This window comes from Micromonospora sp. DT31, assembly GCF_049841795.1.
Taxonomy (GTDB): domain Bacteria; phylum Actinomycetota; class Actinomycetes; order Mycobacteriales; family Micromonosporaceae; genus Micromonospora.
Window position 1 is genome coordinate 167,909 of record NZ_JBNCKZ010000003.1, and the last position, 23,546, is coordinate 191,454.

A 23,546-nucleotide genomic window follows, 5' to 3' on the forward strand; every position below is an offset into this window, starting at 1 on the left:
GGGCGGGCCGCCGGTGCCAGACTGTCTGGGTGATGGATGGCGAGCTGGGGGCGTTCCTGCGCAGTCGCCGGGAGGCGCTGCGGCCGGCCGACGTGGGTCTCGCCCCCGGTCCGCGCCGCCGCACCCCCGGTCTGCGCCGGGCGGAACTGGCGACGCTGTCCCAGGTCAGCGTCGAGTATCTGACCCGGTTGGAACAGGGGCGCGACAGCCGGCCCTCGCCGGAGATCCTCGCGGCGCTCGCCGACGCCCTGCTCCTCGACGACGCCGACCGGGCCTACCTGCAACAGCTCGCGACGGCCGGCCACAGCCGGCAACTGTGTCCGCACGAGCGACCGTCCGCCGCCCGCGCCGTCCGCCCGACCGTCCGGGCCGTGCTCGACGGGCTCCGCGACGCGCCGACGTACGTCGTCAACCAGCTCAGCGACGTGCTGGCCTGGAACGACGCCTTCGACCGGCTCGGGCGCCCGCTCGGTCTGCTCGACGGCGCCCGGCCGAACCTGTTGTGGTTCACGCTCGCCGACGAACGTGCCCGCGACCACTTCCCGGAGTGGGCGGAGCTGGCCGACCAGCAGGTCGCCGAGCTGCACCGGTTGCGGCGGGGTGACCCGGCCACGGACGCCTTCGCCGACCGGCTGGCCCGGACGGCGGGTACACAGTTCACCGACCGGTGGCAGCGGCATCCGGTGGCGGCCCCGCGCGTCGGCGTCCGCGGACTGCGGCACCCGGAGGTCGGGCTGTTGCGGCTCGCCTACGAAACCCTGGAGCTGGCCGACACCGCCCACCAGCGGATCGTCGTCCACCTTCCCGCGGACGCCGCCTCCGCCGCCGGCCTGGACCGGCTCCTCGGCCGGCGTCCCGGACAGTTGCGTGCCGTCGCCGGCTGACCGACGCGGGTCCGTCCGGGATGTTCAGGAGGCAACCCGGACGAGGTCCACGAAGGAGCGGTGCAGCCGCAGGTCGCCGGTCAGTTCCGGGTGGAACGACGTGGCCAGCAGGTTGCCCTGCCGCACCGCGACGATCCGACCCGCGCCCGGGCCCTCGGTCACGATGCCGAGCACCTCGACGTCCGGGCCGACGCGCTCGACCCAGGGCGCGCGGATGAACACGGCGTGGAACGGGCCGCCGTCGACGCCGGTGAGCGCCACCGGCGCCTCGAACGAGTCGACCTGGCGGCCGAACGCGTTGCGCCGCACCGTCATCTCGATGCCGGCGAAGCCGCGCTGGTCGGAGCGGCCGTCCAGGACCTCGGCCGCCAGCATGATCATGCCGGCGCAGGAACCGTAGACGGGCATGCCGGCGGCGATGCGCTTGTCGATCGGCTCGCGCAGCTCGAAGATGTCCACCAGCTTGCTGATCGTGGTCGACTCGCCGCCCGGCACCACCAGGCCGTCGACCGCGTCCAGCTCGCCCGGCCGCCGCACCGGCCGGGCGTCGGCGCCCGCGCCGGTCAGCGCGGCGACGTGCTCGCGTACGTCGCCCTGCAACGCGAGCACCCCGATCACCGGTACGGCCACGGTGCTCCTTCCGGGGTGTTAAAAGGGGGCCCCTCCTCTACCGGAGGCGTTAACAGGGTGCCCTTCCTTACCGTCACCAGCCGCGCTCGGCGAGGCGGTGCGGCTGGGGGATCTCGTCGACGTTGATGCCGACCATCGCCTCGCCCAGACCGCGGGACACCTTGGCCAGCACGTCCGGGTCGTCGTGGAACGTGGTGGCCTTGACGATCGCGGCGGCCCGCTGGGCCGGGTTGCCGGACTTGAAGATTCCCGAGCCGACGAAGACACCCTCGGCGCCGAGCTGCATCATCATTGCCGCGTCCGCCGGGGTGGCGATGCCGCCCGCGGTGAACAGCACCACCGGTAGCCTGCCCCGGTCCGCGACCTCCTTGACCAGCTCGTACGGGGCCTGCAACTCCTTGGCCGCGACGAACAGCTCGTCGGCCGGCAACGACTGGAGCCGGCGGATCTCCTGCCGGATCCGCCGCATGTGGGTGGTGGCGTTGGAGACGTCCCCGGTGCCCGCCTCGCCCTTCGAGCGGATCATCGCGGCGCCCTCGGTGATCCGGCGCAGCGCCTCGCCCAGGTTCGTCGCCCCGCACACGAACGGGACGGTGAACGCCCACTTGTCGATGTGGTTGGCGTAGTCGGCCGGGGTCAACACCTCGGACTCGTCGACGTAGTCGACGCCGAGCGCCTGGAGGATCCGCGCCTCCACGAAGTGCCCGATGCGGGCCTTGGCCATCACCGGGATGGAGACGGCCTGGATGATGCCGTCGATCATGTCCGGGTCGCTCATCCGGGACACGCCGCCCTGCGCGCGGATGTCGGCCGGCACCCGCTCCAGCGCCATCACCGCCACCGCGCCGGCGTCCTCGGCGATCTTCGCCTGCTCGGCGGTGACCACATCCATGATCACACCGCCCTTGAGCATCTCGGCCATGCCCCGCTTGACGCGGGCGGTGCCGACGGCGGGGTCAGCGGTCGGTGCGGTGGACTCGGACACGGGTCATCACTCCTCGGCGCACTCGGTAGGTGGCTGCGCCGGAATGCTACGGCCGACACGACACCGCTTTCGACAGCCAATCGAAGCACCGGTGGCCTGCCCTGTGGCCGCCGTCACGGCAGCCGCACGCGCCGGTCAGCCGGTGGTGACGTCGACGGGCTGGGCCAGCGTCGGATCGTCGATGTCGAAGTAGGTGGGCCACTCCCGACCCCGCCCCATCCGGAACAGCCGCACCACCGGCCGCCCCCGCGCCGAACGGGCGTCGCGCACCAGGTCGGTGTGCACCTGCCGGGCCAGTGCCAGCCGCCGGCTCGCCGCGATCACCGCCGCGCAGGACGCGTCGTCCGGGTCCAGCCGCACCGCCCGCAACTGCCGGGTCAGATCGTTCTCGGCGGCCTCGCGCTCCTCCGGGACGGCGTCCAACGCGATCCGGGCGGCCGCGTACAGCTCCACCCCGAACCGCTGCTCGGCCAGGACCGCCGCGGCGGCCGCGCGGCGCAGCAGGTGCGCGTCGAGCGCGCGGGCCGCCGAGTCGGCGCGGACCTGGAGCCGCTGCACCCGGCCCGAGGTCCAGATCAGGTACGCCGAGGCCAGCCCGAGCACGCCGACCGCGACCACCACCCACCACATGCCCGGCATCGTAGTGTTGCTCCTCATCCCGGCCGGCCGGCGCGGGCACCGGTCGACGCGCTCGTCACAGCGGCCCCAGCGGCCACCGCCGTCAGACCAGCCCCGCCCACTCCTGGTCCATGACCCGGCCGTCGGTGGCCTCGATCGCGGCTGCGTATACCTCCAGAACGCGCCGGGCAACCACGGGCCAGTCGAAAAACGTCACCACCTGGTCACCGGCGGCGGTCAGGCCCGCCCGCTGACCGTCGTCGTCGAGCAGCTCGGTGACCGCGGCACGCAGCCCGACCGCGTCCCCGTTGGGGAACAGCCGACCCGCCCGCCCGCCGTCGAGAACCCGGCGGAACGCGTCCAGGTCGCTGGCGACCACCGTGGTCCCGGCGGCCAGCGCCTCGGTGAGGATCATCCCGAAGGATTCCCCGCCGGTGTTCGGTGCGACGTAGAGGTGCACGCTGCGCAGCATGCGCGCCTTGTCCGCCTCGGAGACCAGGCCGAGGAACGTGACCCGGTCGCGCAGGTCGGCCGGGAACCGCCCGTACAACTCGTCGGCGTCACCCGGCCCGGCCACCAGCAGGCGCAGCCCCGGACGGTGCGGGGCGAGCGCGACGAACGCGTCGCGCAGGATCGGGAAGCCCTTGCGCGGCTCGGTGAACCGGCCCAGGAAACCCAGCGTGCCACCGACACCCGGGGCGCACTCCCCCGGCCAGCCCGGCAGCGGCGCCACCCCGGCGAACTTCGCCACCGCCACCCCGTTGGGGATCTCCACCGCGCCACCGTCCATGTGCTCGACCTGCACCTTGCGGGCCAGCGCGCTGACCGCGATCCGGGCGGTGATCCGCTCCAGCAGGATCTGCAGCGCGCCCTGGGCCGCGGAGAGCACCCGGGAACGGGTCATCGCGGTGTGGAAGGTGGCCACCACCGGCCCGCGGGCGCAGAGCACCGCGAGCATCGACAGGCTCGGGGTGAGCGGCTCGTGCACGTGCAGCACGTCGAACGCGCCCCGGGTGATCCAGCGGCGCACCCGGGCGGTGGACACCGGGCCGAACGCGATCCGGGCCACCGACCCGTTGTACGGCAGCGGCACCGCCCGACCGGCCGACACCACGTAGGGGGGCAGCGCCGAGTCCTCGTCGGCCGGCGCCAGCACGCTCACCTCGTGGCCGAGCCCGAGCAGCGCCTCGGCCAGGTCCATGACGTGGTTCTGCACCCCGCCCGGCACGTCGAACGAGTACGGGCACACGATGCCGATCCGCATTGCGCCCCCCTCTAGGCCGTCCCGGTGGTCGCCGGGGTGGCCGTGCCGTCCCGGTTCTGGTCCAGCCACATCCGCTGCAACATGTGCCAGTCTTGCGGATGCCGGGCGATGCCCGCCGCCAGACCGTCGGCAATGCGCTGCGTCACCGCGCGCACCCGCGCGTCGAGCGGGGCGCTGTCCGGATCCGGCAGCGGCAGCGGGCCGTCGATCGAGGCGCAGGCGATGTCCGGTTCGTACCACAACGAGGCCACGTAGAGCGGGGCGCCGGTGCGGACGGCCAGCAGCGCCGGGCCGGCCGGCATCCGGGTCCGGCTGCCGAAGAAGTCCACCTCCACGCCCCGGGCGGAGAGGTCCCGGTCGGCGAGCAGCGGCACCACGAACCCGGCGCGCAACCGGTCCACGAGCACGTCGAACGCGGGCCGCGGGCCGCCGGTGTTGGGCAGGATCTCCATCCCCAGCCCTTCCCGGAAGGTGACGAACCGCTCGTAGACGCCCTTCGGGAGCCGCTCGGCCACCGTGGTCATCGGCCAGCCGGTGGCCGCCACCCAGGCCCCGGCCGCGTCCCAGTTCCCGGCGTGCGGCAGCGCCACCACCGCGCCGCGCCCGGCCGCCACGTCCGCGGCGAGCAACTCCTGGCCGTCGAGGTGGAACCCGGCGAGGATCTCCGCCCGGCTCAGGCCGGGCAGCCGGAACGCCTCCATCCAGTAGCGGGCGTACGAGCGCAGGCCGGCACGGACCAGCGCGTCCAGCTCCGCCTCGGGCAGTTCCGGGCCGACCACCCGGCGCAGGTTGGCGCGCAGTCGACGCGTAGCCGCGCCGTCCCTGCGGTGGGCCCGGTCGGCGCCCACCCGGAAGGCCGCGGCCGCGACGGGCCGGGGCAGCGCCCGGACCAGGCGCCAGCCCGCCACGAAGCCCGCCTCGGTGAGGTTCACTCCGTGCCGACCCGCTGGGCCTGCCGGTGGACGTGCGCCATCCGCTGACCCACCGTGAAGATCGAGACGGCGGCGAGCAGCCAGAGCGCGACCTCCAGTGCCCGGTCGAGGCCGACGCCGGTGAGGATGCCGCCCACCCCGACGATGAGCAGCCGCTCGGTGCGTTCGGCGATGCCCACGTTGCAGGTCATCCCGAGCCCTTCGGCGCGGGCCTTCACGTAGGAGACCAGCCCGCCCGCGGCCAGGCAGATCAGCGCCGCCGCCACGCCTGAGTATTCGTGCTCGGTGGCCAGCCAGAACGCGACCGCACCGAACACCGCGCTGTCGGCGACCCGGTCCATGCTCGAGTCGAGGAACGCCCCGAACCGGGTGGAGCCGCCGCTCATCCGGGCCATGGTGCCGTCGAGAAGGTCGGTGAGCGCGAAGACCGTGACGATCAGCGCGCCGGCGACCAGGTGGCCGCGCGCGCCGAAGCCGAGCGCGCCGACGAGCACGCCGACCGTGCCGGTCACGGTGACCGCGTTGGGGGACACGCCGGCACGCAGCAGCGCGCGGGCGATCGGCTCCACGACGCGGGTCATGCCCGCGCGGGCCGTCACTTGGAAGATCTTCGCCATGGCGGTCCCACGATAACGGCCGGCAGCGACCGGGGACACAGCCGGGCGGACGACCCGCCCGGCGGACCTTGTGCCGACACCCGCGCGGGTGTGAGATCGACCCGGGAGGTGAGCCGGATCACCGGATAACCGGTCCGCGTTCCCGTGCAGCAGGAGATCACCGGAAGATATCGCCGCGGCACCGTTCCGGGTCCGCTCCCCGTCGCCCGCGGCGGTCGCCACCACCACCGGTTGAGGGAGGTGCGCCGCGATGGCGCAGAAGAACGACAAGGGTGTCACCGGCGGCGCGCCGGTGGTGACCGAGCCCGGCAGGGTGCGCAACGTGGTGCTCGTCGGGCACTCGGGCGCCGGCAAGACCACCCTGGTCGAGGCGTTGCTGGCGGCCAGCGGCACGATCGGCCGGGCCGGCGCCGTCACCGAGGGCACCACGGTCTGCGACCACGACCCGGCGGCCGTACGCCAGCAGCGCTCGGTCAGCCTGGCCTGCGCCCCGCTGACCCACCGCGACGTCAAGGTCAACCTGCTGGACACCCCGGGCTACGGCGACTTCGTGGCCGAGCTGCGCGCCGGACTGCGCGCCGCCGACGCGGCCCTGTTCGTGGTCTCCGCCGTGGACGGCATGGACGCCGCGACCGCCGCGCTGTGGGAGGAGTGCGCCGCGGTGGACATGCCGCGCGCCGTGGCGGTCTCCCGGCTGGACCACCCGCGCGCCGACTTCGACGAGGCGGTGGCGCTGTGCCAGCGGGTCTTCGGCGACAACGTGCTCCCGCTCTACCTGCCCATGCTCGGCGACGACGGCGAGTCGGTGGCCGGCCTGATGGGGCTGATCACCCGCCGGGTGTACGACTACTCCGCCGGGCTGCCGGCGGCGGTGCGCGAGCCGGACCCGCAGCACCTGCCGGCCATCCAGGAGTCCCGCGACGAGCTGATCGAGGGGATCATCGCGGAGAGCGAGGACGAGACCCTGATGGACCGCTACGTCGGCGGCGAGGAGATCGACCCCGAGGTGCTCATCACCGACCTGGAGACGGCTGTCGCCCGCGGCCACTTCTACCCGGTGGTGCCGGTCTGCGCGGAGACCGGCGTCGGCCTGGACGCGCTGCTCGACGGCCTGGTCTCGGCGTTCCCGTCCCCCCTGGAACACGAACTGCCGGCGGTCACCGGCGTGGACGGCTCACCCCGCCCGCCGCTGACCTGCGACCCGGACGGTCCGCTCGTCGCCGAGGTGGTCAAGACGACGGTGGACCGCCACGTCGGGCGGGTCTCGCTGGTCCGGGTCTTCTCCGGCACGCTGCGCCCCGACCAGGTGATCCACGTGTCCGGGCACGGGATGGCCGAGCGCGGCCACCCCGACCACGACGCCCACGAGCGGGTCGGCCACATCTACAGCCCGCTCGGCGCGACGCTGCGCGAGGTGCCCGCCTGCGTGGCCGGCGACCTGTGCGCGGTCACCAAGTCGGGCAGCGCGGAGACCGGCGACACCATCTCCGCGAAGGACGAGCCGCTGCTGATCGCGCCCTGGGAGATGCCGGTGCCGCTGCTGCCGGTGGCCATCGTGGCGCGCAGCCGGGCCGACGAGGACGCGTTGGCGCGCAACCTGTCCCGGCTGGTGGCCGGTGACCCGACGTTGCGGTTGGAGCGCAACCCGGAGACCCACCAACTGGTGTTGTGGTGCATGGGTGAGGCGCACGCCGACGTGGTGCTGGACCGGCTGCGCGGCGGCGGCGTGGAACTGGACACCGAGCCGGTCCGGGTGGCGCTGCGCGAGACGTTCACCGCCGCCGCCCGCGGGCACGGCCGGCACGTCAAGCAGTCCGGCGGCCACGGCCAGTACGCGGTCTGCGACATCGAGGTGGAGCCGCTGCCCCGTGGCGCCGGTTTCGAGTTCGTCGACCGGGTGGTCGGCGGCGCGGTCCCGCACAACTACATCCCGTCGGTGGAGAAGGGGGTGCGGGCCCAGATGGAACGGGGCCTGGTCGCCGGCTGCCCGGTGGTGGATCTGCGGGTGACGCTGGTCGACGGCAAGGCGCACAGCGTCGACTCCTCCGACGCGGCGTTCCAGACCGCGGGCGCGCTGGCGCTGCGCGACGCCGCCGAGAAGGGCCGGCCCACGCTGCTGGAGCCGGTCGACGAGGTCACCGTGCGGGTGCCCGACTCCTCCGTCGGCGCGGTGATGGGCGACCTGTCCGGGCGGCGTGGTCGGGTGCTCGGCACCGAGCCGGACCCGGACGCCGAGGGTCGGACGCTGGTCCGCGCCGAGGTGCCCGCCACCGAGCTGCTGCGGTACGCGGTCGAGTTGCGCGCGATGAGCGCCGGCACCGGCACGTTCCGTCGCGAGTTCGCCCGCCACGAGCCGATGCCGCCCCACCTGGCCGACCAGGCCCGCAAGGAAGCCACCACCCCCTGAGGGTGGGTCAGGGGCGGACGGCGGGGACGGGGGGCATCGGCCAGTGCGGGCGGTCGGCGTCCCGCAGCGCGGCCGAGCGCACCGCCGCCAACTGCCGCTCCACCTCGGCGAAGTGGTCCGGGGTGAGCGGACCACGGTCCAGCGCGGCGGCGTTCTCCTCGACCTGTGCGACCGTGCGCGCGCCGGGGATCGGCACGGCCCGGCCGCTGCGCGCCCAGATCCACCCGAGGGCCCCCTGGGCGAGGGTACGACCGTCGGCGGTCAGCGCGTCGCGGACCGCGACGACCCGGCGCAGCCATTCCGGGGCGGGCCGGCCGCTGCGGAACCACTCCAGCCAGGTCGGCCCGAGGCCGCGCACGTCGTCGCGGGGAAGCGTGGACTCCGGCGTGTACTTGCCGGTGAGCAACCCCATCCCGAGCGGCCCCCGGGCCAGGCTGGCCAGGTCGTGCTTGTCGCAGGTGTCCAGCATGGCCGGGGCGTCGCGCAGCACCGACAGCGCGTGCTGCACGGCGGCGGCGCCGCGGGCGGCCTGCGCGAACGCGGCGGCCCGGTCGGCCCGGTCGGTGCTCCACCCGTACGCCCGGATCAGCCCGGCGGCGACCAGCTCGTCGAGCGTGCCGATCAGCGCTTCGGCGCGGGGCAGCGGCAGGTCGCCGAGATGCAGTTGGTAGAGGTCGATGTGGTCGGTGTCCAGCCGGCGCAGCGAGTCGACCACCGCTCGGCGCAGGTAGTGCGGCGAGGCGTTCTCACCCGTGGCCTGCCGGGCACGCTCGTCGAACGTGTAGCCGAACTTCGTGGCGACCACCGCCTCGTCGCGGCGGCCGGCGAGGGCCCGGCCGAGCACCCGCTCGCCGTGGCCGGCGCCGTAGGTGTCGGCGGTGTCGAAGAGCGTCACGCCGAGGTCGAGGGCGCGGCGCACGGCGCGTACCGACTCGTCGTCGTCGACCGCGCCCCAGCCCAGCGGGCGGGCGCCCTCGGCCCACGGGCCGCCGATCGCCCAGCAGCCCATGCCGAGCGCGCTGACCTCGATGCCGCTGCGCCCCAGCGGTCGCCTGCTGACTGCCATCGCCGAATCCTGTCACCTTCCCGGCGTCCGCGGGCGAATCAGCCACCTGCGCGTCCCGCCGCCGTCACCGACGGTGGCGCCCGGCGCCGCAGGACGGTGCTGATCCGCCGTCACGGGCGGGACGGCCGCCGCGAGCCCGTGCCGGTCAGTGGGCGTATGCCAGCAGCACCGGCGCGTCCTGCCCCGGCCACGCGCCGGTGAGTCCACCCGCCGCCGGCACCTCGGCCGGCACCGGCCGCCGGACCAGCGCCAGCTCGACCTCCCCGACCCGGACCACGGTCACCGCGCCGTCGCGCGGGCCACGGTCGGGCGGGCCACCGGCCACGGGAGCACCGTCGACCGGACCGACGCCGGCCGGGCCGGTCGGCACCGGCCGCCCGGTGCGGCTGCCGGCCACCGTCATGCTCGGTGGGCGTACCTGCCGCTCGCCGTCGACCTCGAAGTACTCCTCGGCCTGCCCGGCGTCGGCGAGCACCGCGGCAGCCAGCGACGGCGGGTACACCGGGTCGCCGCAGGCGTCGTACACCCAGCGGCGGCCCAGCACCGAGTGCTCCACGGTGCCCACCAGGAAGCCGTCGGCCCCCGCCAGCGGGGAGCCCCGGTAGGTCAGCGGGACCTGGAGCACCGGGCCGTCACCGGCGCGTACCAGCAGCGTCTCCATGCCCACCGCGCCGGCCGGGTCGTCGAACCGGTATGCCGCGACCCGGGTCACCGGGGCGCCGGCCTCCCCGGCGAACCACTGCCGGTCGGGCAGCCAACCGGCGAGCAACTCCAGTTTCGAGGGACGCAGTTCCGCGCGGTGCAGCAGGGCCATGAGCGAGATCGTACTGTCGGCGGCGGCGGTGCCGTTGTCCCCGCGTCAGGCCGGCCAGGCCGCGGCGAGCAGGTCCCGGGTGTCGGCGAGCAGTTGCGGCAGCACCTTGGTACGGCCGATCACCGGCATGAAGTTGGCGTCCCCGCCCCAGCGGGGCACCACGTGCTGGTGCAGGTGCGCGGCGATGCCCGCGCCGGCCACGCCGCCCTGGTTCATGCCGAGGTTGAAGCCGTGCGCGCTGGACACGTGCCGGACCACCCGCATGGCGGCCTTGGTGAACGCGGCCAACTCCGTCGTCTCCGGCGCGTCGAGCTCGGTGTAGTCGGCCACGTGCCGGTAGGGGCAGACCAGCAGGTGACCGGGGTTGTACGGGTAGAGGTTGAGCACCGCGAAGACGTGCTCGCCCCGGGCCACCACCAGGCTCTGCTCGGCCGGCAGCCCGGGCGCGAGACAGAACGGGCAGCCGGCCGGCTTCTCGTACCCACCCTCGGGCCGGTCCTCACCCGAGATGTACGTCATCCGGTGCGGCGTCCAGAGCCGGTCCAGCCCGTCCGCCATGCCGTCGTCGCCGTGCCCGGTGTGCCGCTGCGCCCCTGTCACACCGGCGATCCTACGATCCGGGCCGCCCCGCCGCCGAGCCGGACACCGGTGTCGGGCCGGCTCCGCACTACGCCTCGGCTGCGGTGGGGCCGGCGTTGGTACGCGAGTCCACCACCTCGCGGACGTGGGCCACCGCCTCGTCGAGCGGTACGCCGTTGCGCTGCGAGCCGTCCCGGTAACGGAAGGAGACCGTGCCGGCGGCCACGTCGTCGTCCCCGGCGATGACCATGAACGGGATCTTCTGCTGCTGGGCGTTACGGATCTTCTTCTGCATCCGGTCGTCACCGGCGTCGACGTCGGCCCGGATGCCCTGCTTGCGCAGCGTGGTGACGAAGTCCTGGAGGTAGTCGGTGTGGTCCTCGCGGATCGGGATGCCGACCACCTGCACCGGGGCGAGCCAGGCCGGGAAGGCGCCCGCGTAGTGCTCGGTGAGCACGCCGATGAACCGCTCGATCGACCCGAACTTCGCGCAGTGGATCATCACGGGCTGCTGCCGGGTGCCGTCGGCGGCCTGGTACTCCAACCCGAAGCCCTTCGGCTGGTTGAAGTCGTACTGGATGGTCGACAGCTGCCAGGTGCGGCCGATGGCGTCCTTCGCCTGCACGGAGATCTTCGGGCCGTAGAAGGCCGCGCCGCCCGGGTCCGGCACCAGGTCGAGCCCGGTCTCCGTGGCGCACCGCTCCAGCACGGCGGTGGCCGTGGCCCAGTCCTCGTCGGAGCCGACGAACTTGTCCGGCCGGGCCTCGTCGCGGGTCGACAGTTCCAGGTAGAAGTCGTCGATGCCGAAGTCACGCAGCAGGCTGAGCACGAACCCGAGCAGGTGCTTGATCTCGCCCGGCGCCTGCTCCCGGGTGCAGTAGGAGTGCGAGTCGTCCTGGGTGAGGCCACGCACCCGGGTCAGCCCGTGGACCACGCCCGACTTCTCGTAGCGGTAGACCGACCCGAACTCGAACAGCCGCATCGGCAGCTCACGGTAGGACCGCCCGCGCGACCGGTAGATCAGGTTGTGCATGGGGCAGTTCATGGCCTTGAGGTAGTAGTCCGCGCCCTCCAACTCCATGGGCGGGTACATCCCGTCCGCGTAGTACGGCAGGTGCCCGGAGGTGTGGAACAGGCCCTCCTTCGAGATGTGCGGCGTCCCGACGTACTGGAAGCCCTCCTCGATGTGGCGGTTGCGGACGTAGTCCTCCATCACCCGCTTGAGCACGCCGCCCTTGGGGTGGAAGACCGGCAGACCGGAGCCGATCTCGTCGGGGAAGCTGAACAGGTCGAGGTCCGCGCCGAGCTTGCGGTGGTCGCGCCGGGCGGCCTCCTCCAACAACCGCAGGTACGCCTTCAGCTCGTCCCGGGTCGGCCACGCGGTGCCGTAGACCCGCTGGAGCTGGGGGTTCTTCTCCGACCCGCGCCAGTAGGCGGCGGCGGAGCGCATCAGCTTGAACGCGCCGATGAGCCGGGTGTTCGGCAGGTGCGGGCCGCGGCACAGGTCCGACCAGCAGACCTTGTCCTCGTTCGCGGCGAGGTTGTCGTAGATGGTCAGCTCGCCGCCGCCCACCTCCATCACCTCGGAGGAGTCCAGCCCTTCGCCCTTGACCTCGATCAGCTCCAGCTTGAACGGCTCGGCGGCCAGCTCGGCCCGGGCCTCGGCCAGGTCACCGAAGCGGCGGCGGCGGAACCGCTGGCCGGACTTGACGATCTCCTGCATCCGCTTCTCGAGCTTGGCCAGGTCGTCCGGCTGGAACGGCTTGTCCACCGTGAAGTCGTAGTAGAAGCCGTTCTCGATCGGCGGGCCGATGCCGAGCTTCGCCTCGGGGAAGATGTCCTGCACGGCCTGGGCCAGCACGTGCGCGGTGGAGTGGCGCAGCACGTTCAGCCCGTCCGGGCTGTCCAGCCCGACCGGCTCGACGGCGACCTCCTCGGCCGGCGTCCAGTCCAGGTCACGCAGCTGGCCCTGCGGGTCGCGGACCACCACGACCGCCTTCGGTCCGCTCGTCGGCAGGCCGGCCGCGGCCACCGCGTCGGCCGCCGTGGTCCCGGCGGCGACGACGACGGGGTCGGCCACAGCGGGGGTACGGGGTGCGGACACGGTGACTCCTGTCGTCGACGGTACGGATCGGCCGGTGACCGGCTGCTGCGATGCTATCGGTCGCCCGGACCCGTCCCACCGCCGACGCCGGTGCCCGTCGCCCACGAGTTCGGTGTCGCGTTGAACCTTTGCGCCCTGCCACCCGAACTACTCAGGTGGGGCCGGAGCCGGACCGGCCCCGGTCGATGAGGATGGGGACGACCATGACGATGACCCGTCAGCGCCGATGGGCGGCGGCGTTGCTGGCCGCCGCGCTCGCCGGGGCGGTGGGCTGGCCGGGCGCGGCGGACGCCGCCGGGGTGAGCGTGACGACCTCCCCGACCGAGGTGCGCCAGGGCGACGCCGTCGAGCTGTCGGTGGTGGTGCCGGCGGACCGGCCGGGCACCCGGACCAACCGGATCGAGCTGACCATGCCGGTGGACGCCCCGATCGGTGAGGTGTACCCGCTGTCCGTGCCGGACTGGGCGCCGACCATCACCACCCGCACCCTCGACCGGCCGGTCCCCGGGATCCACGCGGCCGAGCTGAACCAGGTGACCCACGCGGTCAGTTGGCTGCGGGTACCGAACGCCGGCACCGGCCCGGCGCGGTTGCCGCTGGGCATGGGGCCGATGCCGGCCACCGACCGGTTGACGTTCACCGTGGTCCAGACGTACGCCGACGGCACGGTGGTCCGTTGGGCGGACCCGGTCGGTGGCGCGCACCCGGCGCCGACGCTCACCCTGCTGCCGCCGCTGCCCGGCGCCGCCGCGCACGGCGCCGCCGGTACCGGTGGCGAGGCCCCGCACGGCGGCCATGCCGCGGGCGACGCCGGGGATGCCCCTCGGGGCGGCGCGGCGCCGGTCGGGGCGACCGGCGGTGGCCCGGCCAGCGAGGACGGGCCGAGCGCGGACCTGCTGCTCGGTGGCGGCCTGCTCGCCGGTCTGGCCGGCGGCGCGGTGCTCGGCTGGCTGCTCAGCCGCCGCCGACGCGGTGACCTGACGCTCCCGGCCGACGCCGCCGGCGATCCCACCCCGACCCGCTCCCCCGACACGTCCGGCGCCGGGGCCGGCTCACCCGCCCCGGCCCGCTCGGGCGGGTGAGCCGGTCCGGTCCGCGGCCCTCAGGCGGGCGTGGTGAGCCAGCCGGGAAGCGGCTCGCGGGCGGCCAGCCAGCCCTCCGGCACGCCGCCGGGCGCACCGACCCCGGCGTAGGCGGCGACGATCCCGCCGACGATCGCGGCGGTGGTGTCCACGTCGCCGCCGACCTCCACGCAGGCCCGGATCGCGGCCGGGTAGTCGGACAGCCGGGTGGCGGCCACCCAGAGCGTGAACGGCACGGTGTCCTGCGCGGTGATCCGGGAGCCGTTGCCGAGTGCGTCGGCCACCTCAGCGGCCGGGCGGCCGAGCAGCTCGGCGGCCCGGCGTACCCCCCGGTGCACCTCGCCGGCCGGGTCGAGTGTGCCGGCCACGACGGTGAGCAGGCGGGCCGGGTCGGGGAGGTCGCCGTCGAGGCGGGCGCGGGTGGCCAGCGAGGCGGCCACCGCGACCGCGACCGCACCGGCGACGCCCTCCGGGTGGGCGTGGGTGACCTCGGCGGAGGCGCGGGCCTGCTCGGCGGCGCGCCGGGTGGAGTCGGCGTGCCACGCGCCGAGCGGCGCGACGCGCATGGCGGCGCCGTTGCCGCAGGAGCCCTGCCCGTCGAACGCCGACGCGGCGGCCACCGGCCACGGCGTGCCGCCGCGGATGAGTTCCAGCAGCTCGACCGCGCCCGCGCCGTAACGGCGGGCCGGGTCGTAGTGCGCGGCGAGGGCCAGCGCGAGCGCGTCGGGCTCCATCCGGCCGTGCGCGGCGAGCACGCCGAGCACGGAGCACGCCATCTCCGTGTCGTCGCTCCACGGCCACGGGCCCGGCGGCAACGCGTCCGGCCACGGTGCGACCGCCCCACCGGGGACGAAGAACTGGGAACCGAGGGCGTCGCCCACGGACAGGCCGGCCAGCGCGTCGCGGGCGAGCGCGAGGCGGGTGTCGGGGAAGAGCGTGAACGTCATCGCTGTCCCAGCTTGCCCGCTCGCCCGGGCCACCGCAACGCACCCGGTTTGCCACGCCGAGTACGGTGCTGAGGTGGCATCGGTCCTCCTGGTCGAAGACGACCACGTCGTACGCGGTGCCATGCTGCGCTCGCTGACCGACCGGGGGCACGCGGTGCACGCGGTGGGCACGGCGCTGGACGCGTTGCGCCGGGTCGCGGCGGAGACCCCCGACCTGGTGGTGCTCGACCTGGGCCTGCCCGACCTGGACGGCTCGGACGCGTTGCGCATGTTGCGCGGCATCACCGACGTGCCGATCATCATCGCCACCGCCCGCGACGACGAGCAGTCGGTGGTGCGGCTGCTGCGGGCCGGCGCCGACGACTACATGGTCAAGCCGTTCACCGGGGCGCATCTGGACGCCCGGATCACCACCGTGCTGCGGCGGGCCGGCCGGGCCAGCCGTACGGTGGCACCGGCCGTGCACACGGTGGGCGGGCTGCGGGTCGACGTGGGTGAGCGCAGCGCGATCCTGGACGGCGAGCCGTTGGCGCTGACCCGCAAGGAATTCGACCTGTTGGCGTATCTCGCCGCGCGTCCCGGCCGGGTAGTGTCCCGGCGGGAACTCTTGGAGGAGGTATGGCGGCAGCCATCGGTCGGCGAGGACCAGACCATCGACGTGCACCTGTACTGGCTCCGCCGCAAAATGGGCGAGTCCGCGGCGAAACCGCGCTACCTGCGCACCGTGCGGGGGGTCGGCTTCCGTCTGGTGGCGCCGGACTGAGGACGGTGCTGGCGGGCCTCACCGCCGGCATGTGCAGCCTGGTCGCGCTCGCGTTCCTCGTTCCGCTCGGCATCACCCTGGCCGACCGCGACCGGGAGGAGCAGTTGGCGGACGCCGCGCGCCGCGCCGCCCTGGTCACCGGGGCGCTCGCGGTCAGCACCGACCCGGAGGTGGTCCGGCGGGCGGTGGCCGCGGCCGGCGGTGACGATCCGGCGCTGCGGCCGGTGGTGCACGGCATCGGGGCGGACGAGTCGGCGGGCCGCGCCGACGCCGCGGCGCTGGCGGACGCCGCCGAGCGGCGGCGTTCGGTGGTGACCGAGGTGGACGGCGGGGTGCTGCAACTGGACCCGGTGGTGCTCGGCGACCGGGTCGCGGTGGTGGAGGTCTTCGTACCCGAGGAGTCCCTCGACGGCGACGGGGCCTGGCTGCTGCTGTTCGCGGTGGCGGTGGCACTGGTGGGCGCGGCGGTGGTCGTGGTCGACCGGGTGGCCGCCCGGGCGGTGGACGCCACAGGCGATCTGGTCAAGGCCGCCCTCTCGGTGGGCGCCGGGGAGTTGGACGTCCGGGTCGAGCCGTCCGGCCCGCGGGAGCTGGCCGAGGCCGGGTACGCGTTCAACCGGATGACGGAGCGGCTGACGGCGTTGCGCGCCGACGAGCACGAGTTGGTCGCCGACCTGTCGCACCGGCTGCGCACGCCGTTGACCGCGTTGCGGCTGGACGCGGAGGCGCTGGAGTCCGACGACACCAGCATCGGCACGTTCAGCGAGGCGGAGCTGGACCGGCGGCGCGGGATCCGGCGGATCCGGCAGGCCATCGTCACGCTGGAGGGCGAGGTCGACCAGTTGATCACGACGGCCCGTAAGGCGGTCAGCCAGGAGACGGCTCCGGCGTCCTGCGACGTGAGCGAGGTGGTCCGGGACCGGATGGTGTTCTGGTCGGCGCTGGCCGGGGACCAGAACCGGCCCCACCGGGTGCTCGGGGCGCAGTTGCGCATCCCGGCGCCGGTGCCTCGGGCCGAGTTGGCCGCCGCGCTCGACGCGGTGATCGGCAACGTGTTCCGGTACACGCCGCAGGGCACCGCGTTCGAGGTGGCGGTGAGCCGCCGCGACGGGTGGGTGGCGATCCGGATCGACGACGCCGGGGCGGGCATCGCGAACCCGGACCGGGCGTTGCGCCGGGGCACGAGCGACCAGGGCTCGACCGGGCTGGGGTTGGACATCGCCAAGCGGGTCGCGTTGCAGGCCGGCGGTTCGGTGAGCATCGACCGGGCCCGCCTCGGCGGGGCCAGCGTGGTCATGCTGCTGGCCGACCCGGACGCGGAGCCCCGCCCGGTCAACCGGTTCGGGCTGGTCGGCCGGATGGCCCGGGAGTCCCGGGAGCCGCGTGCCGGGCGGCGTTGGCCGCGTCCGCGTTGACCGTTGCTGTGCGTGGGCGCAAGTTCTCCTTAGGAGTGCGTTAACGACACCCGGCATGCCGCTGCGGAGTGTCAGGATCACGGACAGAACCCATCAGTTCCGTCGGCCGGGACGCCCCGTAACACCTTCCGGCCGTCGGATCGTGCGCGCGGCGGGAGTCCGGTCCCCCCACACCTCGCTCCCGTCGCGCGCCGCTCTCTCCCGGCGGGCGGTACGCCCGCTCAGCCCGCGGCGGCAGCCCGGTACGCGTCGATCTCGGCGTTGATCCGCGCCTGGTCGGCCGGGGCGAGGAACGCGGCGGCCACTGCGTCGCGGGCCAGCGCGGCCACCCCGTCGGGGCCGAGGTTCAGCAGGCGGGCGGCCACGGCGTACTCGTCGTTGAGCGTGGTGCCGAACATCGGCGGGTCGTCGGAGTTGATGCTGACCGGTACGCCGGCCTCGACCAGCCGGGGCAGCGGGTGCTCGGCCAGGCTGGCCACCGCCCTGGTCCGGACGTTCGAGGTCGGCGAGATCTCCAGCGGGATCCGCTGTTGCGCGAGGTGGGCCAGCAGCGCGGGATCGTGCACGGCGGAGATGCCGTGGCCGATCCGCTCGGCGCCCAGTTCGCGCAGCGCGTCCCAGATGGTTTCCGGGCCGGTGGTCTCGCCGGCGTGCGGCACCGAGCGCAGCCCGGCCGCCCGAGCCTGATCGAACCAGGGCTTGAACTGCGGCCGGGGCACACCGATCTCGGGGCCGCCGAGGCCGAAGCTGATCAGCCCGTCGGGTCGCTCGTCGAGCGCGATCCGCAGGGTCTGCTCGGCGGCGGCCAGCCCGGCCTCGCCGGGGATGTCGAAGCACCAGCGAAGCACGATGCCGAAGTCGGCCTCGGCCCGCTTGCGGGCGTCCTCGATCGCCTCGCAGAACGCCGGCGCCGGGATGCCCCGGTGCACGTGCGAGTACGGCGTGACGGTCAGTTCGGCGTACCGGACCTGCTGTCGGGCCAGTTCCCGGGCCACCTCGTGGGTGAGCAGCCAGACGTCGTCGGCGTCGCGGACGAGGTCCACGACGCTCAAATAGACCTCGACGAAGTGGGCGAAGTCGCGGAACGCGAAGTAGTCGGCGAGCGCCTGCGGGTCGGCCGGGACCGGGCTGCGGCCCTCGTGCCGGGCGGCCAGCTCGGCGACGATGCGGGGGGAGGCGGAGCCGACGTGGTGCACGTGCAGCTCCACCTTGGGCAGTCCGGCGATGAAGGTGGGCAGGTCGGTCACGAGGTCTCCTCTGCACGGGTGCCGGTGCGGGCCACCATGAAGATCCGGCGGAACGGGAAGTACACCCGACCCTGCCGCACCGGGTAGGCCTGCGCCAGCCGCACCCCCAGCGTGGCGCGGAAGTCGCTCCACCTGTCGTCGGTGAGCGCGGCACGGACCGGGCGCAACGCGGTGCCCTCCATCCAGGTCAGCACCGGGTGCTCGGCGCCGGTGGCCGGCAGCAGGTGCAGGTAGGTGGTCTCCCAGACGTCCGCGGCGCAGCCGGCGTCGGCGAGCAGCGTGGCGTAGTCGAGGGGCTCGTCGACGGGGGCTTCGCGTAGCCGGCCGGCGAGCTGGTCCCGCCACGGCTCCTGCCCGGCGAGTTCGCGCAGCAGCCGGTGCGAGGGGGCGGTGAAGTTGCCGGGCACCTGGAATGCCAGCCAGGCTCCGGCGGGCAGCCCGGCGGCCCAGCGGGTGAGCAGCTCGCGGTGTTCGGGCACCCACTGCAGCAGCGCGTTGCCGACGAGCACGTCGACGTCCGGTTCCGGCTGCCAGTCGCGGACGTCGGCGACGGCGTAGCCGACCGGGCCGCCGTCGGCGCCCGCCCGGCTGATCATCTCGGGCGAGGAGTCGAGGCCGGTTACCCGGCTGTCGGGCCACCGGGCGGCGAGTGTGGCGGTGAGGGTGCCGGGACCGCAGCCGAGGTCGACCACCGCGCGTGGGTGGGTGGCGCCGACCTGGGCCATCAGGTCGTGGAACGGGCGGGAGCGTTCGTCGCCGTAGCGTAGGTAGGTGCGCGGGTCCCACATGACATCCCCCAAACCGTACGTACGTTTTGTTGAAACTCTACGGCCCGACGCGCGCCGCGGCAACCCCGTCACTAGGCTCGGCCGGGTGGAACAGCGCAGCTTCGACCGGCTCGGCCGGCACGTCGGCATCATCGGACTCGGCGCCTGGCAGCTCGGCGGCGACTGGGGCGAGGTGGGCGAGGACGCGGCCCTGGCCGTGCTGGCCGCCGCGGTCGACGCGGGCGTCACGTTCCTGGACACCGCCGACGTGTACGGCGACGGCCGCAGCGAGGCGCTGATCGGCCGGTTCCTGCGTTCCCGCCCCGGGCACGGGCTGACCGTCGCCACCAAGATGGGCCGTCGGGTGCCGCAGACGCCGCAGGCGTACACGCTCGACAACTTCCGGGCCTGGACCGACAGGTCCCGGGCCAACCTCGGCGTCGACACGCTCGACCTGGTGCAGCTGCACTGCCCGCCCACCGCGGTCTTCGCCGACGACCGCGTCTTCGACGCCCTCGACACGCTCGTCGGCGAGGGACGCGTCGCCGGATACGGGGTCAGCGTGGAGACCAGCGACCAGGCGCTCACCGCCATCGCCCGCCCCGGCGTGGCCAGCGTGCAGATCATCCTCAACGCGGTCCGGCACAAGCCGCTGGAGCGGGTGCTGCCCGCCGCCGCCGCGGCCGGGGTGGGGGTCATCGCCCGGGTGCCGCTGGCCAGCGGCCTGCTCACCGGCCGCTACGACGAGCACACCACGTTCCCGGAGAACGACCACCGCACCTTCAACCGGCACGGCGAGGCGTTCGACGTGGGCGAGACGTTCTCCGGCGTCGACTACGACCTCGGCCTCGCCGCGGTGCGCCGGCTCGCCCCGCTGGTCGGCGACGGGCGCACGATGGCCCAGTTCGCGCTGCGCTGGATCCTCGACCAGCCCGGTGTGACCGTGGTGATCCCCGGCGCCCGCTCCCCCGAGCAGGCGCGACGCAACGCCGAGGCGGCCGGCCAGCCCTCGCTGTCCGACGTGGAAGTGACCGCGGTGCGGGCCGCCTACGACGAGCTGATCCGCCCGCAGGTGCACGACAGGTGGTGAGCCGCACGGCCGGCGCGGCGTCGCCGGCCACCGGTCCCGGCGGGCATCCTGGAGCCCGACGGTCGTCGTCGGAGGGGGAACGATGAGGGGTTGGTTCCGGCTCACCGTGGGGCTGGTCGCCGTGGTGGTGGGTGCCTTGTGGACGGTGCTCGGGCTGGGCTACGTCGAGGGCAGCGTGATGAGCGACGAGCGGATCTGGGCGGTGGTCGGCTCGGCGCTCGTCCTGGTCGGCCTCGTGGCCCTCTGGCTCGGCATGCGGGCCCGGCGACGCTGAGGGCGTCCCGACCCGACGGACGGGGCCCGAGACGGAGAAACCCCGCATCCCGTACGGGATGCGGGGTTCGCGCACCAGTCGGCGCGGCCGGCGCGGCCGGTGCACCTGTCAGCTCAGATGGGGCGGACCTGCTCGGCCTGCGGACCCTTCTGACCCTGGGCGATCTCGAACTCCACCCGCTGGTTCTCCTCCAGCGTGCGGTAGCCGCTGGTCTCGATGGCCGAGAAGTGGACGAACACGTCAGCACCCCCGCCGTCGACGGTGATGAAGCCGAAGCCCTTGTCAGCGTTGAACCACTTCACGGTTCCCTGCGCCATGTGTATCTCCTTCTAAAACTGGTGGCCGAGCACGCCGTGCGGCCGGATGGCCGTTGTCGAGCAGCGGCGCCTGAGGCGGCCCCCACGGAGGAGACTTCTCTCAACCCACGCGTCTCTCAACAGCGAGAGAAAGCAAACCACGTACGGAAAAACTTCGCACAGCCCTGACGGAGGAAATTTTCCGACATGTGACCTGACGGTCGAGCGGGTGCCACGACGCGTCCGATCCGGCCATGCGAAAGGCCCCTCACCCGCTCGGGTGAAGGGCCTTCTCCGCCTGTGGGTCAGTCCGGCCAGCGGCCGGTCAACCGGCGGACGCCGACCGCCCCACCCCGGTCCACGGCCGCCCGCACCGCCGAGAAGATGGCCCCCTGCAGGGCCGCGGCGGCCAACACCTCGCCCCAACGGCGGTCCTCGTCGGTGGCGCTCGGCGCCTCCCCGTCCCCGGCGGTCAACTTCCAGACCTGCCGGAAGAGCGCACCGGCGACGGCGCCGGCCGCCAGGCCGAGCAGCACCCCCACCGGTCGGTACGCCGCCTTACCCATCCTGCCGCTCACCTGCGCCTCCCTCGGACGATCACCAGCACCACCGCGGTCACCAGAGCGCCGGCCGCGATGGCCGCCCACGGCAACGGGTTGCGTCCGACCGCCTCACCCTTCTCGTACGCCTGCGCGCGGACCGACCGGACCCGCTGCGCGGCCTGCCCGCGCACCCGGGCCGCGGTCAGCGACGCCTGCGCGCGCATCCGCGCCTTCGCCTGCTCGGCCGAGTGCCGCACCAGCGCCTTCGGATCGGCCCGAGCCGCCAGCAGCTCCACCGTCTCGCCGAGTTCCACCCGGGTCCGGCGGATCTCCTCGCGGAGCGCCGCCACGTCCCCGGTTCCGTTGCCGGTCATGCCCGCCTCCCGTCCTTCACCGCGGCGGTGACCGTGTCGACGTCCGCGCGCATGCTGCGGACCGCCGCCTGGGGCACCGGTGGGACGGCACGGCTGACCTGCTTGCGACCCACGAGCGCCAGGATCCCGGCGATCAGGAACAGGGCGACCGCCATGATCAGGGCGGCCAGCCACGCCGGCATGACCAGCGCCAGCAGCAGGATCACGGTGGCCACCAGCGCTCCGCCGCCGTAGAGCGCCATCACCCCGCCGCCGCCGAACAGACCGATCCCGATCCCGGCGTGCTTGCCCTTCTCGGTCAGCTCCGCGCGGGCCAGCGTCAGTTCGTCCCGCACCAGTCGGGTGACCTGCTCGGTGGCGCGCTGCACCAGTTCCGCGGTGGACGGCTCGTGCCCGGTCCGGGACGTGCTGCGACTCGCGATGTCAGCCATGCTGTCCTCCTTTCATCATCACCGCGCTGTATGCCCGGAGTCGCCGCCCGTCAATCCTGCGGTCGGCGGCCGGTCCGTCCGGCCCCGCGTCACCGGACCCGGTGCCGCGAGCACCGGATCCGGGGCGTGCGCAGCAGATCCCCCGCAACCGGCCGGACAAACCCGGTCCGGCCGGGTCCGCCCGATCGGGGTACGAGGTCAGCGACGCGCCTCGGCGTGATCCTCCCGGCCCACGAACACCTCGCTGCGGGCCTCCCCGTCGTCGCTGCCGCCGAACACCCGCGCGTCGTCGGGCGCCTCGGTGTCGGCCGGGCGGCGGGCCGGGCGGCGGGCCGGCACCGCCTGCCAGGGCAGCGGCCCGGAGGTGTCGCCCACCTCGGCGCGCAGCCGGGGCAGGGCGGTCGGGCGGTGGTCGCGTACCCAGGTCACCAGGTGCTCGCGGACCATGCAGCGCAGGTCCCACAGGCTGCCCGCGTCGGCGGCGCTCACCAGCGCGCGGACCTTGACCAGGCCGCCTGTCGCGTCGGTCACCTGCAGCACGCAGACCCGGCCGTCCCACAGCTCGGTGCCCTCGCACAGGCGACGCAACTCCTCCCGCATGGCCTGCACCGGAACCGCCCAGTCCAGCTCGAACTCGGCGGTGCCGAGCACCGCCGCCTCGGTGCGGGTCCAGTTCTGGAACGGCCGGCTGGTGAAGTACGAGGTGGGCAGGATCAGCCGGCGGTCGTCCCAGACCTGCACCACCACGTAACTGAGGGTCAGCTCCTCGATCCGGCCCCACTCCCCCTCGACCACCACCACGTCGTCCAGGCGCACCGCGTCGCTGAACGCGAGCTGGAGGCCGGCGAAGACGTTGCCGAGCAGGCTCTGCGCCGCCAACGCGGCCACCGCGGCGAGCACACCGGCGGAGGTCAGCACACCGGCGCCGACACCGCGCACGGCCGGAAAGGTCATCAGCATCACGCCGACCGTGAGGATCACGATCACCGCGATGGTCAACCGGCGCAGCAGCACCACCTGGGTCCGGACCCGCCGTGCGTGCCTGTTGTTCGGCACGTCCACCCGGAACCGGGCCAGCGCGGTGTCCTCAGCCACCACCAGCAGCGACGCCACCAGCCAGGCGGTCGCCGCGATCATCGCCAGCACCAGCGTGTGCAGCACGAACTGCCGCCACGGGCTGCCCACCGCGTACGTGGTGGTGAACCGGACCGCGATCTGCACGGCCGCCACGATCGCCGCCACCTGGAACGAGCGGTGCGAGTGCTCGGTCAGCTCCGTCATCAGCCGCGAGCGACGGCCGAACCGACGGGTGGCCCGGTGCACGACCTGGGCCACCACCAACGCGATCGCCGCCGCGGCGAGCGCGGCGGCGGCGGTCACGAGATAACTCTGCACGGAACTCCTTCTCCCTCCGCTCG

General features: G+C 74.1%; 25 protein-coding genes. 7 read left to right on the forward strand and 18 right to left on the reverse strand.

Features of this window, described 5'->3' with window-relative positions:
• Positions 1 to 32: 32 nt before the first annotated feature.
• Positions 33 to 884, forward strand: a complete 852-nt coding sequence (locus ACLQ2X_RS07210) for a helix-turn-helix transcriptional regulator (RefSeq protein WP_425680169.1) — start codon at positions 33 to 35, stop codon at positions 882 to 884.
• A 24-nt stretch (positions 885 to 908) separates the two neighbouring features.
• Here the strand turns inward: ACLQ2X_RS07210 and pdxT are convergent, their stop codons facing one another.
• The 6 genes from pdxT to pgsA form a co-directional block, all read right to left on the reverse strand.
• Positions 909 to 1,514, reverse strand: coding sequence for a pyridoxal 5'-phosphate synthase glutaminase subunit PdxT (pdxT, locus tag ACLQ2X_RS07215; protein WP_425680170.1), 606 nt, complete (start codon positions 1,512 to 1,514; stop codon positions 909 to 911).
• Between the two features lie 73 nt (positions 1,515 to 1,587).
• On the reverse strand, positions 1,588 to 2,499 hold the full coding sequence (pdxS, locus tag ACLQ2X_RS07220; protein WP_425680171.1) for a pyridoxal 5'-phosphate synthase lyase subunit PdxS: 912 nt from the start codon (positions 2,497 to 2,499) through the stop codon (positions 1,588 to 1,590).
• A 135-nt stretch (positions 2,500 to 2,634) separates the two neighbouring features.
• Complete coding sequence (locus ACLQ2X_RS07225; protein ID WP_425680172.1) at positions 2,635 to 3,129, reverse strand: hypothetical protein; 495 nt, start codon at positions 3,127 to 3,129, stop codon at positions 2,635 to 2,637.
• Positions 3,130 to 3,220: 91 nt separating this feature from the next.
• Positions 3,221 to 4,381 carry a glycosyltransferase family 4 protein gene (locus ACLQ2X_RS07230; RefSeq protein ID WP_425680173.1) on the reverse strand — a complete coding sequence of 387 codons (1,161 nt, stop codon included), beginning with the start codon at positions 4,379 to 4,381 and terminating at the stop codon, positions 3,221 to 3,223.
• Positions 4,382 to 4,392: 11 nt separating this feature from the next.
• Positions 4,393 to 5,313, reverse strand: coding sequence for a phosphatidylinositol mannoside acyltransferase (locus ACLQ2X_RS07235; RefSeq protein WP_425680174.1), 921 nt, complete (start codon positions 5,311 to 5,313; stop codon positions 4,393 to 4,395).
• Entirely contained in the window at positions 5,310 to 5,930 is a 621-nt protein-coding gene (gene pgsA, locus ACLQ2X_RS07240; protein WP_425680175.1) for a phosphatidylinositol phosphate synthase, read from the reverse strand. Before pgsA ends, ACLQ2X_RS07235 begins: the two co-directional genes overlap by 4 nt.
• Before the next feature lie 250 nt (positions 5,931 to 6,180).
• Between pgsA and ACLQ2X_RS07245 the strand changes: the two genes are divergently transcribed.
• Positions 6,181 to 8,337, forward strand: a complete 2,157-nt coding sequence (locus ACLQ2X_RS07245; protein WP_425680176.1) for an elongation factor G-like protein EF-G2 — start codon at positions 6,181 to 6,183, stop codon at positions 8,335 to 8,337.
• A 7-nt stretch (positions 8,338 to 8,344) separates the two neighbouring features.
• Here the strand turns inward: ACLQ2X_RS07245 and ACLQ2X_RS07250 are convergent, their stop codons facing one another.
• From ACLQ2X_RS07250 to thrS, 4 genes are all read right to left on the reverse strand, one after another.
• Positions 8,345 to 9,403, reverse strand: a complete 1,059-nt coding sequence (locus ACLQ2X_RS07250) for an aldo/keto reductase (RefSeq protein ID WP_425680177.1) — start codon at positions 9,401 to 9,403, stop codon at positions 8,345 to 8,347.
• A 145-nt stretch (positions 9,404 to 9,548) separates the two neighbouring features.
• Positions 9,549 to 10,217, reverse strand: a complete 669-nt coding sequence (locus tag ACLQ2X_RS07255) for a CG0192-related protein (protein WP_425680178.1) — start codon at positions 10,215 to 10,217, stop codon at positions 9,549 to 9,551.
• 45 nt (positions 10,218 to 10,262) lie between these two features.
• Complete coding sequence (locus tag ACLQ2X_RS07260) at positions 10,263 to 10,775, reverse strand: HIT family protein (RefSeq protein WP_425680398.1); 513 nt, start codon at positions 10,773 to 10,775, stop codon at positions 10,263 to 10,265.
• Between the two features lie 109 nt (positions 10,776 to 10,884).
• Positions 10,885 to 12,900 (reverse strand): threonine--tRNA ligase, encoded by a 2,016-nt coding sequence (thrS, locus tag ACLQ2X_RS07265; RefSeq protein ID WP_425680179.1) that lies wholly within the window; start codon positions 12,898 to 12,900, stop codon positions 10,885 to 10,887.
• Between the two features lie 203 nt (positions 12,901 to 13,103).
• Here thrS and ACLQ2X_RS07270 point away from each other — a divergent pair, with 203 nt between their 5' ends.
• Positions 13,104 to 13,982, forward strand: a complete 879-nt coding sequence (locus ACLQ2X_RS07270; protein WP_425680180.1) for a DUF1775 domain-containing protein — start codon at positions 13,104 to 13,106, stop codon at positions 13,980 to 13,982.
• Between the two features lie 20 nt (positions 13,983 to 14,002).
• Here ACLQ2X_RS07270 and ACLQ2X_RS07275 read toward each other — a convergent pair whose 3' ends face one another.
• Positions 14,003 to 14,929 carry an ADP-ribosylglycohydrolase family protein gene (locus ACLQ2X_RS07275; RefSeq protein WP_425680181.1) on the reverse strand — a complete coding sequence of 309 codons (927 nt, stop codon included), beginning with the start codon at positions 14,927 to 14,929 and terminating at the stop codon, positions 14,003 to 14,005.
• A 73-nt stretch (positions 14,930 to 15,002) separates the two neighbouring features.
• On the opposite strand from ACLQ2X_RS07275, the gene ACLQ2X_RS07280 reads away from it, so the two are divergent.
• Together ACLQ2X_RS07280 and ACLQ2X_RS07285 are read left to right on the forward strand one after the other, a co-directional pair.
• On the forward strand, positions 15,003 to 15,692 hold the full coding sequence (locus ACLQ2X_RS07280) for a response regulator transcription factor (RefSeq protein ID WP_425680182.1): 690 nt from the start codon (positions 15,003 to 15,005) through the stop codon (positions 15,690 to 15,692).
• A 29-nt stretch (positions 15,693 to 15,721) separates the two neighbouring features.
• Positions 15,722 to 17,107 (forward strand): HAMP domain-containing sensor histidine kinase, encoded by a 1,386-nt coding sequence (locus tag ACLQ2X_RS07285; protein WP_425680399.1) that lies wholly within the window; start codon positions 15,722 to 15,724, stop codon positions 17,105 to 17,107.
• A gap of 221 nt (positions 17,108 to 17,328) precedes the next feature.
• On the opposite strand, the gene ACLQ2X_RS07290 is transcribed toward ACLQ2X_RS07285, so the two are convergent.
• A complete protein-coding gene (locus ACLQ2X_RS07290; protein ID WP_425680183.1) occupies positions 17,329 to 18,354 on the reverse strand; it encodes an adenosine deaminase in 1,026 nt (341 codons plus the stop codon).
• On the reverse strand, positions 18,351 to 19,142 hold the full coding sequence (locus tag ACLQ2X_RS07295; protein WP_425680184.1) for a trans-aconitate 2-methyltransferase: 792 nt from the start codon (positions 19,140 to 19,142) through the stop codon (positions 18,351 to 18,353). The genes ACLQ2X_RS07290 and ACLQ2X_RS07295 overlap by 4 nt, the downstream gene beginning before the upstream one ends.
• 85 nt (positions 19,143 to 19,227) lie before the next feature.
• Here ACLQ2X_RS07295 and ACLQ2X_RS07300 point away from each other — a divergent pair, with 85 nt between their 5' ends.
• Together ACLQ2X_RS07300 and ACLQ2X_RS07305 are read left to right on the forward strand one after the other, a co-directional pair.
• On the forward strand, positions 19,228 to 20,211 hold the full coding sequence (locus tag ACLQ2X_RS07300; RefSeq protein WP_425680185.1) for an aldo/keto reductase: 984 nt from the start codon (positions 19,228 to 19,230) through the stop codon (positions 20,209 to 20,211).
• 82 nt (positions 20,212 to 20,293) lie between these two features.
• Entirely contained in the window at positions 20,294 to 20,485 is a 192-nt protein-coding gene (locus ACLQ2X_RS07305; protein ID WP_425680186.1) for a hypothetical protein, read from the forward strand.
• Positions 20,486 to 20,598: 113 nt separating this feature from the next.
• On the opposite strand, the gene ACLQ2X_RS07310 is transcribed toward ACLQ2X_RS07305, so the two are convergent.
• From ACLQ2X_RS07310 to ACLQ2X_RS07330, 5 genes are all read right to left on the reverse strand, one after another.
• Positions 20,599 to 20,802, reverse strand: a complete 204-nt coding sequence (locus ACLQ2X_RS07310; protein WP_425680187.1) for a cold-shock protein — start codon at positions 20,800 to 20,802, stop codon at positions 20,599 to 20,601.
• A 284-nt stretch (positions 20,803 to 21,086) separates the two neighbouring features.
• The gene (locus ACLQ2X_RS07315; RefSeq protein ID WP_425680188.1) at positions 21,087 to 21,359 is read right to left on the reverse strand and encodes a DUF4235 domain-containing protein; all 273 of its coding nucleotides are present in this window, start codon (positions 21,357 to 21,359) and stop codon (positions 21,087 to 21,089) included.
• The gene (locus ACLQ2X_RS07320; RefSeq protein ID WP_425680189.1) at positions 21,356 to 21,697 is read right to left on the reverse strand and encodes a DUF3618 domain-containing protein; all 342 of its coding nucleotides are present in this window, start codon (positions 21,695 to 21,697) and stop codon (positions 21,356 to 21,358) included. The genes ACLQ2X_RS07315 and ACLQ2X_RS07320 overlap by 4 nt, the downstream gene beginning before the upstream one ends.
• Positions 21,694 to 22,128: a phage holin family protein gene (locus ACLQ2X_RS07325; RefSeq protein WP_425680190.1), complete on the reverse strand. Its 435-nt coding sequence runs from the start codon at positions 22,126 to 22,128 to the stop codon at positions 21,694 to 21,696. The genes ACLQ2X_RS07320 and ACLQ2X_RS07325 overlap by 4 nt, the downstream gene beginning before the upstream one ends.
• A gap of 198 nt (positions 22,129 to 22,326) precedes the next feature.
• Positions 22,327 to 23,523 carry a mechanosensitive ion channel family protein gene (locus tag ACLQ2X_RS07330; RefSeq protein WP_425680191.1) on the reverse strand — a complete coding sequence of 399 codons (1,197 nt, stop codon included), beginning with the start codon at positions 23,521 to 23,523 and terminating at the stop codon, positions 22,327 to 22,329.
• Between the last annotated feature and the right edge of the window lie 23 nt (positions 23,524 to 23,546).